The sequence below is a fragment of the Bradyrhizobium sp. Mp19 genome, assembly GCF_029952935.1.
Classification (GTDB): Bacteria; Pseudomonadota; Alphaproteobacteria; order Rhizobiales; family Xanthobacteraceae; genus Bradyrhizobium; species Bradyrhizobium elkanii.
The window spans coordinates 1-15,851 of record NZ_JASAUT010000014.1 but is presented as its reverse complement, the minus strand read 5'-3'; the positions used below and the strand labels follow the sequence as shown (position 1 = coordinate 15,851).

16 protein-coding genes are annotated in these 15,851 nt (G+C 65.1%); 6 read left to right on the top strand and 10 right to left on the bottom strand.

What is annotated here, in order from left to right; all coding sequences use genetic code 11:
* Positions 1 to 2: 2 nt before the first annotated feature.
* From QJT82_RS17625 to QJT82_RS17615, 3 genes are all read right to left on the bottom strand, one after another.
* A complete protein-coding gene (locus tag QJT82_RS17625; RefSeq protein WP_028341143.1) occupies positions 3 to 188 on the bottom strand; it encodes a DUF3311 domain-containing protein in 186 nt (61 codons plus the stop codon).
* 145 nt (positions 189 to 333) lie between these two features.
* The gene (locus QJT82_RS17620) at positions 334 to 1,305 is read right to left on the bottom strand and encodes a tripartite tricarboxylate transporter substrate binding protein (protein WP_028341144.1); all 972 of its coding nucleotides are present in this window, start codon (positions 1,303 to 1,305) and stop codon (positions 334 to 336) included.
* Between the two features lie 279 nt (positions 1,306 to 1,584).
* On the bottom strand, positions 1,585 to 2,496 hold the full coding sequence (locus QJT82_RS17615) for a LysR family transcriptional regulator (RefSeq protein WP_028341145.1): 912 nt from the start codon (positions 2,494 to 2,496) through the stop codon (positions 1,585 to 1,587).
* A gap of 142 nt (positions 2,497 to 2,638) precedes the next feature.
* Here QJT82_RS17615 and QJT82_RS17610 point away from each other — a divergent pair, with 142 nt between their 5' ends.
* From QJT82_RS17610 to QJT82_RS17600, 3 genes are all read left to right on the top strand, one after another.
* Positions 2,639 to 3,787, top strand: a complete 1,149-nt coding sequence (locus QJT82_RS17610) for an HlyD family secretion protein (protein WP_035631700.1) — start codon at positions 2,639 to 2,641, stop codon at positions 3,785 to 3,787.
* A gap of 331 nt (positions 3,788 to 4,118) precedes the next feature.
* The gene (locus QJT82_RS17605; RefSeq protein WP_028341147.1) at positions 4,119 to 5,735 is read left to right on the top strand and encodes an MDR family MFS transporter; all 1,617 of its coding nucleotides are present in this window, start codon (positions 4,119 to 4,121) and stop codon (positions 5,733 to 5,735) included.
* A gap of 27 nt (positions 5,736 to 5,762) precedes the next feature.
* A complete protein-coding gene (locus QJT82_RS17600; RefSeq protein WP_028341148.1) occupies positions 5,763 to 6,221 on the top strand; it encodes a carboxymuconolactone decarboxylase family protein in 459 nt (152 codons plus the stop codon).
* 238 nt (positions 6,222 to 6,459) lie between these two features.
* On the opposite strand, the gene QJT82_RS17595 is transcribed toward QJT82_RS17600, so the two are convergent.
* The 7 genes from QJT82_RS17595 to QJT82_RS17565 form a co-directional block, all read right to left on the bottom strand.
* Positions 6,460 to 7,320 carry a D-amino-acid transaminase gene (locus QJT82_RS17595; protein ID WP_028341149.1) on the bottom strand — a complete coding sequence of 287 codons (861 nt, stop codon included), beginning with the start codon at positions 7,318 to 7,320 and terminating at the stop codon, positions 6,460 to 6,462.
* A gap of 181 nt (positions 7,321 to 7,501) precedes the next feature.
* Entirely contained in the window at positions 7,502 to 8,233 is a 732-nt protein-coding gene (locus QJT82_RS17590; protein WP_028341150.1) for an amino acid ABC transporter ATP-binding protein, read from the bottom strand.
* Positions 8,234 to 8,424: 191 nt separating this feature from the next.
* Positions 8,425 to 9,117, bottom strand: coding sequence for an ABC transporter permease subunit (locus QJT82_RS17585; RefSeq protein ID WP_028341151.1), 693 nt, complete (start codon positions 9,115 to 9,117; stop codon positions 8,425 to 8,427).
* 2 nt (positions 9,118 to 9,119) lie between these two features.
* Positions 9,120 to 9,851 carry an amino acid ABC transporter permease gene (locus tag QJT82_RS17580; protein WP_016845630.1) on the bottom strand — a complete coding sequence of 244 codons (732 nt, stop codon included), beginning with the start codon at positions 9,849 to 9,851 and terminating at the stop codon, positions 9,120 to 9,122.
* Positions 9,852 to 10,005: 154 nt separating this feature from the next.
* A complete protein-coding gene (locus QJT82_RS17575; RefSeq protein WP_028341152.1) occupies positions 10,006 to 10,923 on the bottom strand; it encodes an amino acid ABC transporter substrate-binding protein in 918 nt (305 codons plus the stop codon).
* Between the two features lie 30 nt (positions 10,924 to 10,953).
* Positions 10,954 to 11,817, bottom strand: coding sequence for an alpha/beta hydrolase (locus tag QJT82_RS17570; RefSeq protein WP_210199786.1), 864 nt, complete (start codon positions 11,815 to 11,817; stop codon positions 10,954 to 10,956).
* A complete protein-coding gene (locus tag QJT82_RS17565) occupies positions 11,814 to 12,230 on the bottom strand; it encodes a hypothetical protein (RefSeq protein ID WP_028341154.1) in 417 nt (138 codons plus the stop codon). Before QJT82_RS17565 ends, QJT82_RS17570 begins: the two co-directional genes overlap by 4 nt.
* 380 nt (positions 12,231 to 12,610) lie before the next feature.
* On the opposite strand from QJT82_RS17565, the gene QJT82_RS17560 reads away from it, so the two are divergent.
* From QJT82_RS17560 to QJT82_RS17550, 3 genes are all read left to right on the top strand, one after another.
* On the top strand, positions 12,611 to 13,576 hold the full coding sequence (locus tag QJT82_RS17560) for a tripartite tricarboxylate transporter substrate binding protein (RefSeq protein ID WP_028341155.1): 966 nt from the start codon (positions 12,611 to 12,613) through the stop codon (positions 13,574 to 13,576).
* Between the two features lie 151 nt (positions 13,577 to 13,727).
* Positions 13,728 to 14,213, top strand: a complete 486-nt coding sequence (locus QJT82_RS17555) for a tripartite tricarboxylate transporter TctB family protein (protein WP_028341156.1) — start codon at positions 13,728 to 13,730, stop codon at positions 14,211 to 14,213.
* 6 nt (positions 14,214 to 14,219) lie between these two features.
* Complete coding sequence (locus QJT82_RS17550; protein WP_028341157.1) at positions 14,220 to 15,728, top strand: tripartite tricarboxylate transporter permease; 1,509 nt, start codon at positions 14,220 to 14,222, stop codon at positions 15,726 to 15,728.
* Positions 15,729 to 15,851: the final 123 nt, after the last annotated feature.

Sequence of the window (15,851 nt, the reverse complement as noted above, 5' to 3'; positions counted from 1 at the left end):
CCTCACCGCGGCTCGTCGGCATCAGGCCGGCGGCTGCGATAGACCAGCCAGATCAGAAGCGAGGAGATTGGCACCCAGGCGAGCTGGTACCAGTAGAAGAAGGGAAAGCCGAACAGGGTGGGCTCGACGAAATTATAGAACGGCACCCACAGCAAGCCGATGAACGGCAGCAGCAACAAAATCCACATGGCCTACTCTTTGACGCAAGACACAGCTCAAGGCGGCAGGTTCCGCTGATCATGGCAGCGATCCAGGAACCGGTTCGTTGCGTCTAGAATCACGGTTACGGCAATGCGACGCAAAAAGATGTGATCGTCACCTGGCGCATGCCGCCTATTCGGCCTTGATGCCGGCGTCCTTTATCACCTTGCGCCAGCGCGCCTCCTCGCCGGCAAAGTAGCGGTCGAGCTCGGCCGGCGGTGAGGCCACCATCACGAGGCCTTCATTGACGCTGAGCTTCTTGAAGGCCTCTGCCTGCACCGCCTTGGCTGCCGACTTGTTGAGGCGGTCGATGATGTCCGGCGGCGTGTTGGCCGGCGCGTAGAGGCCGTACCAGGATTCCGCGACATAGCCGGATGCGCCGGCTTCCGACACCGTCGGCAATTGCGGGAACGCGGCCGAGCGCTCAGCCGACGTCACCCCGATCGCGCGCAGCTGCCCGGCCTCGACCAGCGAGGCGCAGCTTGCCACCGTGGTGAACATCACCTGAATCTGGCCGCCCAAGAGGTCGGTGATGGCGGGCGCCGCGCCCTTGTAGGGCACGGTGGTGAGATTGACCCCGGCCATGTGCTTGAACAGTTCGCCGGCGAGATGCGCCGAGGTGCCGGTGCCATAGGTGCCGTAGGACAGCTTTTCCGGATCGGCCTTCGCGGCCGCGATCAAATCGGCGATCGACTTGATCGGCGAAGCCGGATTGACCACGACGACGTTGAACGAGCGCGCCACCAGCGCCACGGGCGCAAAATCCTTGTGCGCGTCATAGGGCAGCTTGCTGTAGAGGCTCGGATTGACCGCGCTGGCGAAGGTCGCCATCAGCAGCGTGTAGCCGTCGGATGGACTCGCCGCAACGCTCTGCGTGCCGATGATGGTGCCCGCCCCCGGCTTGTTCTCGATGATGACGGTGACGCCGAGATCCTTCTGCATCTCCTGCGCCAGCGTCCGCGCCACGACATCGGTGCCGCCGCCCGGCGCGAACGGCACCACGATCTTGACGATGTGGTCGGGATAGGCGGCGCGCGCCGGCACGTGCAGCAGGACATTTGCTGCGATCGCGAACAGGAGTGATGCGAGGAGACGAAGCGGCATGACGGGCCCCCGGCAGGTGAGGCGATCTTCATACACGCAACGGCTATGCAACGGCTGCCGGGTGGTCATGACGCGGAAGGAACGTCGCACTATTAGTCCCGTCATCCCCGCGCAAAGGCTTCGCCTTTGTCGCTGGAGGTGCGAGCGGAGCGAGCCTCGAAGGATGAACGGCCAGCAGCCGGGCCGTGCATCCTTCGAGACGCCGCTGCGCGGCTCCTCAGGATGACGGTGATGAAGGGCGCACGCGTGCCATCATCGCAAGCATCCGCGCTCCTTCGCTCACGAATACGGATTGATCAGCTTCTGCTGCTCGGTGGCGTGACGGACCAGGAGGTCGATGAAGGTGCGGACCTTCGCCGATAGATGATGGCGGTGCGGATAGACCGCGTTCATTGTGAGCTCGACCGGCCGGTATTCGGGCAGCAGGCGGACCAGTTGTCCCGACTCCAGCTCGTCGCGGACCAGGAAGCCGGCGGCGAGGAAGACGCCGACGCCGGCCAGCGCCGCGAGCTTCAGCGTCTCGCCGCTGTTGGAAATCAGATTTCCGGAGACGCGCACCGCGGCCGGCGTGCCCTTGCGGTCGGCGAAGCGCCACTCGTCGCCATAGGGGTAGTTGGCGTGGCGCATGCAGTTGCGCGTGGAGAGATCGGCCAGCAGCGTTGGCTTGCCGTGCTGCTCGATATAGCCGTGCGAGCAGCACAGCACATGGCGCCAGGTCGCGATGGTGCGCACGATCAGGCTGGAGTCCGGCGGCGGCACCATGCGCACGGCGAGATCGTAATTTTCGTCGATCAGATCGGCATTGCGCTCGCCGATCGTAAGATCGACCTTGACCTCGGGATAGGTGGCGAGGAACTCGGCCACCGCCGGCGACAGGAACTGGACGAGATGGGTGTTGGTGAAGATGCGCAGCGTGCCGCGCGGCACCGATTGCTGGGCGCCCGCGATGTCGTCGGCCTGCTCGATATCGGCGAGGATCTGGACGCAGCGGTCGTAATAGGCCTGGCCGACCTCGGTGAGGCTGACCTTGCGCGTGGTGCGGTTGAGCAGCCGGGCGCCGAGCCGGTCCTCCAGCGACTGCACGTGGTTGCTCACCATGGTGGTGGACATGTTGAGCTTGCGGCCGGCGGCGGAGAAGCCGCCGGTATCCACGACCCGGACGAAGGCGGTCAGGCTGGTCAGGCGATCCATTCGGCAAGGTCCGGATTATCAGCGCTGGCTTGATAATGCTTCCAGTTTTATCGGGATTATCACAGCGGGGAGGACATTGCATCTAAGGGCCGTACTGGGCGCCCTTTCTGGAAGGACGCAAATGTTCGACCCGGAGGATGTCATGTCGACCACCACTTATGTCCCTGAAGAATCGGCCAAAATCGATCTCCGTCCGTCGCGGAAAACGGCCAAGCGGGTGGCGCTCGGGCTCGCCGCAATCATCGGCGCCGCCGTGGCAGCTGACTTCGGCTACGACTACGTCACCACCGGCCGCTACCTCGAAACCACCGACGACGCCTATGTGAAGGCCGACTCCACGATCATCGCCCCGAAGGTCTCGGGCTACATCGCCAAGGTGCTGGTCACCGACAACCAGCCGGTGAAGGCCGGCCAGCTGCTGGCCGAGATCGACGACCGCGATTACCGCACCGCGCTCGGCCAGGCCAGGGCCGATGTCGACGCCGCCACAGCCTCGGTGCGCAACCTCGATGCCCAGCTCGAACTGCAGCAGCCGATCATCGACCAGAGCACGGCCGACGTCACCGCCGCCGAGGCCAACCTGAAATTCGCCCAGGAAGAGCAGACCCGCTACGACGGGCTGATGAAATCCGGCTCCGGCACCATTCAGCGCGCGCAGCAGACCGACGCGGCGCTGCGCGCCAACACCGCGCAATTGCAGCACGCGAAGTCGGCGCTGTCGGCCGCCCAGCGCAAAGTCGACGTGTTGACCACGCAGCGCGCCCAGGCTGTTGCCCAAGCCGACAGGGCTCGCGCGGTCGAACAGCAGGCCGAGCTCAACCTGTCCTACGCGCGGATCACCGCGCCGGTCGACGGCACGGTCGGCGCCCGCACGCTCCGCGTCGGGCAATATGTGCAGGCCGGCACCCAGCTGATGGCGGTGGTGCCGCTGGACGCGGTCTATGTGGTCGCCAATTTCAAGGAGACGCAGCTGACCCATGTGCGCAACGGCCAGCCGGTCGAGCTCACGGTCGACAGCTTTCGCGGCACCACGCTGAAGGGCCATGTCGACAGCCTGTCGCCGGCCAGCGGCCTCGAATTCGCGCTGCTGCCGCCCGACAACGCCACCGGCAATTTCACCAAGATCGTGCAGCGCGTGCCGGTCAAGATCGTGCTCGACGATCACAGTCTCACCGGCCTGCTGCGGCCGGGCATGTCGGCGATCCCGACCGTCAACACCAAGGCGACGGTGCTGGCCGAGCGCGAAGAGAAGCGGCGGCTGGCGTCGGCGACGCGGCAGCACGGCGGGTAGAGACAACGGTCGACGATAAGAGTGCGAACTTTCTTCGCCTCTCCCGCCTGCGGGGGAGGCCGACGTGCGCGTAGCGCGCGGCGGGTGGGGGCTCTCTCCACGACACGACTCGCGGAGAGAGCCCCCACCCCACCCTCCCCCGGCTAGCGGGAGAGGGAGCCTGACAGGCGTGCCCACCTCACGAACTGACGGCTGGCAGACGAAGGATCTGCGTCGCGCGTCGTAACAGCGCCCGATTATCAATCACTGCCGGACAATCCTTCCACTGTTTCCCGGATTATCGAAAGGCGCCGCCTAATACATCTTGCGTGGGCCAGCAAGGACGACCCCGATGACCGCACTCCAGCCCACAGCCGATGCAGCCGACGCTGCAAACCTCACCGCTCCCACCACGCCGGCGACACCCGCGATCCCGACAAAGACCTGGATCGCGGTGATCGGGGCGACGCTCGGCGCGTTCATGGCGGTGCTCAACATCCAGATCGTCAATGCCTCGCTCGCCGACGTGCAGGGCGCGATCGGCGCCGGGATCGACGACGGCGGCTGGATCTCGACCTCCTATCTGATCGCCGAGATCGTGGTGATCCCGCTCTCCGGCTGGCTCGCGCAGGTGTTCTCGGTGCGCATCTATCTGCTCACCAACGCCGCCCTGTTCCTGGTGTTCTCGGCGGCGTGCGCGCTGGCGCAGGACCTGCCGCAGATGATTGCGCTGCGCGCGGTGCAGGGCTTCACCGGCGGCGTGCTGATCCCGATGGCGTTCACGCTGATCATCACGCTGCTGCCGAAGGCCAAGCAGCCGATCGGGCTCGCGCTGTTCGCGCTGTCGGCGACGTTCGCGCCGGCGATCGGCCCGACCATCGGCGGCTATCTCACCGAGAACTGGGGCTGGCAGTACATCTTCTATGTCAACCTGGTGCCCGGCGCGGTGATGATCGCGATGCTGTACGTCTCGCTCGATCCGAGCCCGATGAAGCTGTCGCTGATCCGCCAGGGCGACTGGCTCGGCATCATCACCATGGCGATCGGGCTCGCCGCGCTGCAGACCGTGCTGGAGGAAGGCAACAAGGACGACTGGTTCGGCTCGCCCTTCATCGTCCGCCTGTCGGTGATCGCGGCGGTCGCGCTGGTCGCCTTCCTGATCGTCGAATTCACCGTCGAGAAGCCGCTGCTCAATCTGCGCCTGCTCGCCCGCCGCAATTTCGGCTTCGGCATGCTGGCCAACTTCCTGCTCGGCATCGCGCTGTACGGCTCGGTGTTCATCCTGCCGCAGTACCTGTCGCGCATCCAGGGCTACAACGCCGAGCAGATCGGCATGGTGCTGGCATGGACCGGGCTGCCGCAGCTGGTGCTGATCCCGCTGGTGCCGCGGCTGATGCAGCGCTTCGACCCCCGCATCATCATCGGCGTCGGCTTCGCGCTGTTCGCCGGCTCCAACTTCATGAACATCTTCATGACCAACGACTACGCCACCGACCAGCTGTTCTGGCCCAACATCGTCCGCGCGATCGGCCAGGCCCTGGTGATGGCGCCGCTGTCGGCGGTTGCGACCGCGGGCATCGAGCTGGAGAACGCGGGCTCGGCCTCCGCGCTGTTCAACATGATGCGCAACCTCGGCGGCGCCGTCGGCATCGCCGTGCTGCAGACGCTGCTGACCAAGCGCGAGCAATATCATTCCAACGTGCTGATGCAGTCGGTCTCGCTGCTGGAACAGGCCACGCGGAACCGGATCGAGCAACTGACGCAGTATTTCATGAACCACGGCGTCGCCGACCAGGCCGCGGCCGCCCACCGCGCAATCGCGACGATCGGCAAGATCGTGCAGAAGCAGGCCTACATCCTCGCCTTCAGCGATACCTTCTACCTGCTCGGCGTCGCGCTGATCATCGCACTCGCGGCGACACTCTTCCTGAAGAAGCCGGGCCAGCTCGCTGGCGGCGGCGCGCACTAACCCCAACCACAACCAAGGAGAATGACAATGAAGCCCCGCATGAATTTCTACCAGGCCGCACCCGAGACCATCAAGGCGCTGGTCGCGGTGGAAAACCAGATCGCTGCGAGCGGCCTCGAGCAATCGCTGATCGAGCTGGTCAAGACCCGCGCCTCGCAGATCAACGGCTGCGCCTATTGCATCAACATGCACACCGAGGACGCCCGCAAGCACGGCGAGACCGAGCAGCGGCTCTATCTGCTCAACGCCTGGCGCGAGTCGCCGCTCTACAGCGAGCGCGAGCGCGCGGCGCTGGCCTGGACCGAAGCGTTGACGCTGGTTGCAGAGACGCATGCGCCCGACGCCGACTATGAGGCCGTGCGCGCCCAGTTCTCGGACAGCGAGCTGGTCAACCTGACGACGCTGATCGGCGCGATCAACGCCTGGAACCGGATCGCCATCGGCTTCCGCGCGGTGCATCCGGTGAAGGTGAAAGTGGCGGCGTGAGCAGCGCGGATGATCCATCCCCGTCATCCTGAGGAGCGCGCAGCGCGTCTCGAAGGATGCACGGCCACAGCCGGGCCGTCGACCCGTCGAGGGCCGCTGAAGAAGCGGCCACCTCAGGGTGACGGTGCCAAGGCGATGCGCAGACCGTAGGGTGGGTTAGCAGAAGGCGCAACCCACCATTCTCTCCGCGGTGAGCAAGGTCGGTGGGTTACGCTGCGCTAACCCACCCTACGCAGTGTCAAACCGCCGTCGCGCGGGCGAACTCGATGTAGATCTCGCGCAGGCGGTCGGTGATCGGGCCGACTTTGCCGCCTCCGACCTTCTTGCCGTCGATCGCGACCACGCCCTGCACGAAGACGGAGGCGCTCGTGATGAAGGCTTCCTTGGCGGCGAGCGCTTCCTCGACTGTGAAGGCGCGTTCCTCGATGCGCAGCTGGCGCTCCTCGGCGAGCTTGACCACCGCCTTGCGGGTGCAGCCGGGCAGGATCTCGTTGCCGTTCTGCCGGGTCACGATGACATCGTCCTGGGTGACGATGAAGGACGAGGACGAGCCGCCCTCGGTGACCTTGCCGTCCTCGATCATCCAGGCTTCGCCGGCGCCGGCCGCGGCCGCGGCCTGCTTGGCCAGCACCTGCGCGAGCAGCGCCACGCTCTTGATGTCGCGCCGTTCCCAGCGGATGTCGGGCACCGTGATGACGTTGATGCCGGTCTTGGCCGAGGGCGCGTTGATGATGTCCTTTTCCGAGGTGAACATCACGAGCGTCGGCTTGACGTCGGCCTTCGGGAACGCGAAGTCGCGGCCCCTGTCGGCGCCGCGGGTGACCTCGAGATAGACCATGCCGTTGACGAGGTCGTTGCGCGCAACCAGCTCCTTCTGGATCTCCTCGATCCGCTCCAGCGTCTCCGGCAGCGCGAGCTGGATCTCGCCGACCGAGCGCCTGAGCCGCGCCAGGTGCGAGGCGTTGTCGATCAGCTTGCCCTCCAGCACCGCCGCCACCTCGTAGATGCCGTCGGCGAACAGGAATCCGCGGTCGAACACCGAGACCTTGGCCTCCGAATGCGGCACGAACGAGCCGTTGACGTAAGCGATCTTTTCCACGCGAGTTCTCCTGCGGACGAAGGGGGTTTCAGGCCTTCGTATACGCAAATTGTTAACGGGGGAAAACCCTGTAGCCGTCGTCATTCCGGGGCGATGCGCAGCGTCGAACCCGGAATCTCGAGATTCCCGGTTCGCCTCTTCGAGGCGCCCTGGAATGACGGGTGGAGAGGCGCCCTCTGCCTCAGTGCTGCAGGATCTTCGACAAGAACTTCTGCGCGCGGTCGCTGCGCGGCTTGCCGAAGAAGTCGGCCTTCTTGGCGTCCTCGACGATCTCGCCGCGGTCCATGAAGATGACGCGGTCGGCGACCTTGTTGGCGAAGCCCATTTCGTGGGTCACGACCATCATGGTCATGCCCTCGCCGGCGAGGTCGACCATCACGTCGAGCACCTCGCTGATCATTTCCGGGTCGAGCGCCGAGGTCGGCTCGTCGAACAGCATCGCGATCGGATCCATCGCCAGCGCCCGCGCGATCGCGACGCGCTGCTGCTGGCCGCCGGACAGCTCCGCCGGAAACTTTTTGGCATGATCCTTCAGCCCGACGCGCTCCAGAAGCTTCATGGCCTTGGCGGTGGCGTCCTCAGCCTTGCGGCCGAGCACCTTCTCCTGCGCGAGGCGGAGATTGTCGATGATCCGTAAGTGCGGAAACAGCTCGAAGTGCTGGAACACCATGCCGACGCGCGAGCGCAGCTTCGGCAGGTCGGTCTTGGGATCGTTGACCTTGACGCCGTCGAGCGTGATGTCGCCGCCCTGGATCGGCTCCAGCGCGTTGACGCATTTGATCAGGGTCGACTTGCCCGAGCCGGACGGGCCGCAGACCACCACCACCTCGCCCTTGGCGACGCTGGTGGTGCAATCCTTCAGCACCTGGAAGGACGGCCCGTACCATTTATTGACGTGGTTGATCTCGATCATGCGTGACTCAGGCGTTGCAGCGAGCGCGCTTCCACCTCTCCCATCGGGAGAGGTCGGCGCGCAGCGCCGGGTGAGGGATTGCGGTCTATCGATGGAGCAAAACCCCTCACCCGGATCGCTGATGCGATCCGACCTCTCCCGATGGGAGAGGTGAAGGGGGCAGTGTCTCGAATGTTCGAAAGCATGACTGGCTACCGGACAATCGCAATGCGCGCCTGCAGGCGGCGAACGCCGTAGGACGCGATACAGGAAACGACGAAGTAGACCAGCGCGGCGAACAGGTACATTTCGACCAGGCGGCCGTCGCGCTGCGCGACCTTGCTGGCGGCGCCGAGGAAATCCGGGATCGACAGCACGTAGACCAGCGAGGTGTCCTGGAACAGCACGATGGTCTGCGTCAGCAGCACCGGCAGCATGTTGCGGAACGCCTGCGGCAGCACGACGTAGCGCATCGATTGCGCATAGGTCAGGCCGAGCGCGCTGGCCGCGGCCGGCTGGCCCTTCGAGATCGACTGGATGCCGGCGCGCATGATCTCGGAGAAATACGCCGCCTCGAACGCGATGAAGGTGATCAGCGAGGAGGCGAAGGCGCCGACCGTGATCGGCCGCGACGCGCCGGTCAGCCACTGCCCGATATACGGCACCAGGAAGTAGAACCAGAAGATCACCAGCACCAGCGGCAGCGAGCGGATGAAGTCGACATAGAAGCCCGCGATGCGTCCGAGCACCTTGTAGCTCGACAGCCGCATCAGGGCGATCAGGGTGCCGAACACCAGGCCGCCGAACGCGGCGAGCGCGGTCAAGGTCAGCGTGAAGCGCATGCCCTCCAGGAACAGGTAGGGTAGCGAGCGGCGGATGACGTCGAAATCGAAACTGCCGATCATCGTCATTTGCCCGTGATGTAGCCGGGGATCGCGACATAGCGCTCGAGGAAGCGCATCGCGGTCACCACGACGAAATTGAGGAGCAGGTAGAGCACGGTTGCAGCCGTGAACGCCTCGAACACCTGGAACGAGAACTCCTGCATCGAGCGGGCCTGGCCGGTCAATTCGATCAGGCCGATGGTGATGGCGACCGCGCTGTTCTTGATGGTGTTGAGGAATTCGGAGGTCAGCGGCGGCAGGATGATGCGGAATGCCATCGGCAGCAGCACGTAGCGATAGGTCTGCACCGTGGTGAGGCCGAGCGCGGTCGAGGCCTGCTTCTGCCCGCGCGGCAGCGAGGTGATGCCGGCCTGCAATTGCACGGCGACGCGCGCCGACATGAAGAAGCCGACGCCGATCGCAGCGGTCCAGAACGGCGCGTTCGGCAACTGCTTCAGCCACAGCCCGGCGGACCGCGGCAGCAGCTCGGGCAGCACGAAGAACCACAGGAACAGCTGCACCAGCAGCGGCATGTTGCGGAAGAACTCGACCCAGCAGAAGCCGATCCACGACGCCGTCCGCGACGGCAGCGTGCGCAGCACGCCGATCACCGAGCCGGACACCAGCGCGATGATCCAGGCCAGCACCGACACCTTGATGGTGACCACCAGTCCCGCCAACAACAGGTCGAGATAGGTGCCGGTCCCCATCGGGTTCGGCTCAAGGAAGATGTGCCAGTTCCAATTGTAGTTCACAGGTCCCCCACGCGGCCGCGCCGGTCACGGCATTACGCCGGCATCGCGCGCGGCGTCCATGCAAATGTCCGGCCATTCTCCTCCAAAAATGGCCGGACATGCAAACTTTCAGGACCCGCCGCCGCGAGGCGGCAGGCCATACGCAGCAACGCGATCAGTTGACCAGATACGCATCCGGATCCGGTGAATCCGACGGCTTGGCAAGCTGCTTCTTCATCTCCGGCCCGAGCGGCACGTTGAGGTTCAGGCCCTTCGGCGGGATCTTCTGGTTGAACCACTTGTCGTAGATCTTTTGGCCGTCGGCGCTGGTGTAGAGCGCGGCGGTGGCGGCGTCGACGACCTTCTTGAACGGCGCGTCGTCCTTGCGCAGCATGATGCCGTAGGGCTCGGGCTTGGAGAACGCATCCTTGGAGATCACGTAGTCATCCGGCGACTTCGAACCGGCGACGAGGCTCGCGAGCAGGATGTCGTCCATCACGAAGGCGACCGCGCGATCGGTCTCGACCATCAGGAAGGCCTCGGCATGATCCTTGGCCGGGATGATATTGACGCTCAGCCCGCGCGCGAGGTTGGCCTCGGTCAGCTGCTTGATGTTGGTGGTGCCCGCGGTCGAGACCACCGTCTTGCCCTTCAGATCGTCGATCGAATTGATCTTGCTCGCCTTCTTGGTGACGTAGCGGCTGGCGGTCAGGAAGTGGCTGTTAGTGAAGGAGACCTGCTTCTGGCGCTCGGCATTGTTGGTGGTCGAGCCGCATTCGAGGTCGACGGTGCCGTTGGCCATCAGCGGGATACGCGTCGCCGAGGTCACCGGGTTGAGCTTGACCTCGAGCTTGTCGAGCTTCAGCTCCTTCTTCACGGCATCGACGATCTTGTAGCAGATGTCCATGGCGTAGCCGATGGGCTTCTGGTTGTCGTCGAGATAGGAGAACGGGATCGAGGAATCGCGGTAGCCGAGCGTGATCGCGCCGGTGTCCTTGATGTTCTTCAGCGTGCCGGTCAGCTCCTGGGCCTGCGCCTGGCTCGCGCCGACCGCGGCGGCGAGCGCGAGGCCGATGAGATACTTGCGTGTCATACGTCTACTCCTTGCGTGGAAACGGTCGATTTACTGTGTGAGAATATCGGCGAGGACGGGTGCGATGTAGCGGCGAAACTGTTCCGGATTCTCGCTCATCGGAAAATGACCGAGCTTCTCCATGATCGTGACGCTGGCGCCCCCTATTGCCGCTGCGGTCCGCCTCGTGTCCTCGGGCGTGCAGGAGAAATCATACTCGCCCGTGAGGAGATAGAGCTTGCATACTTTAGTCTCGATTGACGCGACCCGGCCGCGCAGGTCGCCGTCGACACGGTAGAAATACAGATCGCCCTTGAACACGCCGGGGCCGCCCTGCTTGTAGGCCCACAGCGTTTCCATCCGCGCGGCTTCAGGGCTTTGCGGGGCGATCAGCCCGGACACCAGCGCGGCGCAGACTTCGCCGCCGTGAACGTCCGGCCGGTTCAGCCAGTTGGTGTCATACCACGGCGCCTGGAAATCGGCAGCCTCGAGCCCGATCAGCGCGCGGAACTCGGCGGCATATTCGATCGCAAGGTTAAGCACGATGCGGCCGCCGATCGAGCAGCCCATCACCACAGGCTTCTCCAGCCCCAACGCCCGACAGAAAGCGCGGATGGTCTCGGTGTAGCGCGCAGTGGTGAGTTGGTATTCATCGCCGGTCCAGCTCATCGGCGGATTCGACTTGCCATGCCAGGGCATATCGAAGGCAATGATGCGGAAATTTTCGGCAAATTGCGTATCCGCGAGCAGATGGCGCCACTGCCGCGCATCTGACCCCGCGGTGTGCAGGCAGACCAGCGGAATGCCCTTGCCGTTCTCCTCGAAATAGATGCGGTGCAGCTCGCCGCCGATCTCGACGTGAACGTAGCGGCCGACCATCGGCTCGATGTGGCCGTTCATGATCTTGCCGCTCATGACACGGCAGCCGCGAAATGCTGCCGCGGCAGCGCCAGCAGGTCCTTGAAGTATTGCAGATGCGCCATGAAGGGATGCAGGTCGCCTTCCAGCACCGCCTCGCCGCGCTTGGTCAGCGCGAGCAGATCGTGCCAGCCGGGCTTCGGCTCGACCTGCCAATAGGCGGCCCAGGCCTGCGGCGTCGCGCGATAGGAAAAGCGCCAGGAGCGCATCAGGACCGGCGACGGCGCAAGCTCGACGATCCGGCCGGCGCGGATCGCGGCATGAAACGGCCGCGCCATCGGGCCGATCAGGCAGTCGCAATCGAGCAGCCGCCCGCGCGCAACCAGCCGAGGGGCCTCGTCGAGCAATGCGGGAAGGCCGGCAAACGCCCTCGTCACAGCGTCGTCGGTGGCGTCAGGCGATGGCGTCATCTGTCGGGCGGCGTTCCTGCAGCGGGCGGCGCCATGATGACGGCAAGCGCGCAATCCCGCAAGGCGCCGATGCCCTTGGGTTCCCTTCATTATTCGCTTGACCAAACCCCGGCTTGCCGGTCAGGCGCGCACACCCCGCGCCCTCCTCGCACGTTGCCGGGAACGGCCGATCCGTCAGACCAAATGCCGATTGAATTCCGCCGCTCGGCAGGTCGCGGCAGACCAATTGTCGCAGCCGGCGCTTCGAGCGCAATTCGCGCTTCCGTTGCCCGCCCCGTTCTGTCCAATGCGCCCTCGGTCCCAGCATGACGGGAACGATCATTGCCAACACCGAACAAGACGCGGCCACGATCGAACGCGGCCACAAGGGAGAGATCGAGATGTCGCACCGCAATCGCTTGATGGTCCTGCTCGCCGCCGCCGGCATGCTGGTGTCAACAGCGGCGCTCGCGCAGGATTATCCGACCAAGCCGATCACGCTGATCGTGCCCTGGCCGGCGGGCGGCTCGACCGATATCTCGATGCGCGCGATCGCCGAGAGCGCCTCGAAGGTGCTGGGCCAGCCGATCGCGGTCGACAACAAGGCGGGCGGCGGCGGCACCGTGGGCCCCGCGACGATGGCCGCCGGCGCCAAGCCCGACGGCTACACCATCGCCCAGATCCCGATCACCGTGTTCCGCCTGCCCCTGATGCAGGAAGTGTCGTGGGATCCGGCGAAGGATTTCTCCTACATCATTCACCTCACCGGCTACACCTTCGGCGTCACCACCAACGCGGAGTCGCAGTTCAACACCTGGCAGGACGTGGTCGATTTCGCCAAGAAGAACCCGGGCAAGGTGACCTATGCGACGCCCGGCACCGGCACCTCGCTGCATATCGGCATGGAGCAGATCGCGCTGATGGCCGGGATCAAGTTGACCCAGGTGCCGTTCAAGGGTGGCGCCGAGACCAATGCCGCCGTGCTCGGCCAGCACACCATGCTGCAGGCGGATTCCACCGGCTGGCGGCCGCTGGTCGATGCCGGCAAGCTCCGCCTGTTGATGGTGTGGACCGGCGCGCGCTCGCCGAACTATCCCGACGTGCCGACGCTGAAGGAGCTCGGCTACCCCATGGTCTATGACTCGCCGTTCGGCATCGCCGGCCCCAAGGGCATGGACCCCAAGATCGTCGCCAAGCTGCACGACGCCTTCAAGAAGGCGATCGAGGACCCGGCGGTGATCGCGACCCTCGCGAAATACGACATGGTGCCGAACTACAAGAACACCGAGGACTACAAGAAGTTCGTGGGCGAGGTCACCGAGTCCGAGCGCAAGGTGATCGACACGCTCGGGCTGGCGAAGAAGTAGAGTTTAAGTCGCCACAAGCGCCGTCGTCATCCTGAGGTGCGAGCCGCCCTTGCGGCTCGCCTCGAAGGATGGAGCGGGGCACCGTCGCCCTTCGAGGGCGTCGCTTCGCGCCGCCACCTCAGGGTGACGGTGATTGAGAGCAACACAACACATGACAGACCAAACCAACGTCAAATTCCGCCTCAACAACTCCGAGCTCTGGGGCGGGCTGATCGGGCTCGGGCTCGGCGCCTTCGTGATCTGGTCGGGCCTCAAGCTGAAGCTCGGCACCATCAACGATCCCGGCTCCGGCTACGTGCTGTTCTATACCGGCATCCTGATGTGCGTGTTCGCGGCCTCGATCATGATCGCGGCGGTCACCGAGGGCGGCCCGACCTTCGCCTCGCGCTGGGAGAATGCGCGCTGGGGCAAGCCGGTGCTGGTCATCGTCTGCCTCACGGCGTTCGCCTTTGCGCTGGAGCCGCTCGGCTTCCTGCTGTCGGCGATCCCGCTGATGCTGTTGCTGCTCCGCGTGATCGATCCGGTGCGCTGGTCGCTGGCGATCCCGCTGTCCATCCTTGCCCCGCTCGGGATGTGGTGGGTGCTGAAGCATCTGCTCGCGATCCAGCTGCCGAGCGGCCTGTTCGAGATCGGTTGAGCGCCCATGGATACTCTCGTCAATGTCGCCCACGGCCTCGGCGTCGCGCTGCTGCCGATCAACTTGCTCTACTGCTTCATCGGCGTGTTCATCGGCACGCTGGTCGGCGTGCTGCCCGGCATCGGCCCGATCTCGGCGATGTCGCTGCTGCTGCCGGTGACGCTGTCCGGCACGCCGGAATCCGGCATCATCATGATGGCCGGCATCTATTACGGCTCGATGTATGGCGGCTCGACCACCTCGATCCTGGTCAACATCCCGGGCGAAGCGGCCTCCGTCGTCACCTGCATCGACGGCCACCAGATGGCCAAGCAGGGCCGCGCCGGCCCGGCGCTCGGCATCTCCGCCTTCGGCTCGTTCATCGCCGGCACCTTCGCGCTGATCGCCCTGATGCTGGTGGCGCCCTCGCTTGCCAGCGTCGCGATCGCGTTCGGGCCGGCCGAATATTTCAGCCTGATGGTGCTCGGCCTCGTGGTGCTCACCTTCCTCACCCAGGGCTCGATGGCCAAGGCGCTGTTGATGGCATGCATCGGCGTCGTGCTCGGCCTGGTCGGGCTGGACAGCATCACGGCGCAGCCGCGGCTGACCTTCGGCCGCCTCGAGCTGATCGACGGCATCGGCCTTGTGCCGGTCGTGATGGGCCTGTTCGGCGTCGCCGAGGTGCTGCTCAACACCGAGCAGGCGATCAAGCGCGACATCATCAAGACCAGGATCAACCAATTGCTGCCGAGCAAGGAGGACTGGAAGGCCAGCGCCGGGCCGGTGGCGCGCGGCACCGTGCTCGGCTTCTTCCTCGGCATCCTGCCCGGCGGCGGCGCCGTGGTGGCATCGTTCGCGTCCTACGCGCTGGAGAAGCGGCTCTCGAAGCATCCGGAGCGCTTCGGCCATGGCGCGATCGAGGGCGTCGCGGGGCCGGAATCGGCCAACAATTCCGCGGCCGGCGGCGCCTTCATTCCGCTGATGACGCTCGGCATCCCACCGAACGTCGTGATGGCGCTGCTGCTCGGCGCCTTCGTGATCCACGGCCTGCAGCCGGGACCGCTGATGATCTCGCAGAACCCGACGCTGTTCTGGGGCATCGTCGCCAGCATGTATATCGGCAACCTCATGCTGCTGGTGCTCAACCTGCCGATGATCGGCATGTGGGTGCAGCTGCTGCGGCTGCCCTACAACGTGCTGTTCCCGCTGATCATCCTGTTCACGATCATCGGCGTCTACTGCTCCAGCAACAACGTGTTCGACGTCCACGTCATGATCGCGTTCGGCGTGATCGGCTATTTCATGCGCAAGCTCGGCTACGAGCCGGCGCCGCTGGTGCTGGCCTTCGTGCTGGGGCCGATGCTGGAGAACAATCTGCGCAAATCGCTGATCCTCTCGCAGGGCGATCTCATGACCTTCGTGGAGCGGCCGATCTCGGCGATCTGCCTCGCCTTCGCGCTGGTGCTGCTGGTCGGCCCGCTGCTGCCGTCGCTGCGCAAGAAACGCGAGCTGGTGGCGCTGGATGAGGGGGCGTAGCGCGCGACGAGAGGGAGTTGAGTCGCATCAAGTCGGTGGTGCGCCCCCCTCTCCCGCAAGCGCAGGGCTATCGCATATCGTGGCGGTGCCCTCGTGGCCATCCTTCGAGACGCCCGCCTTCGG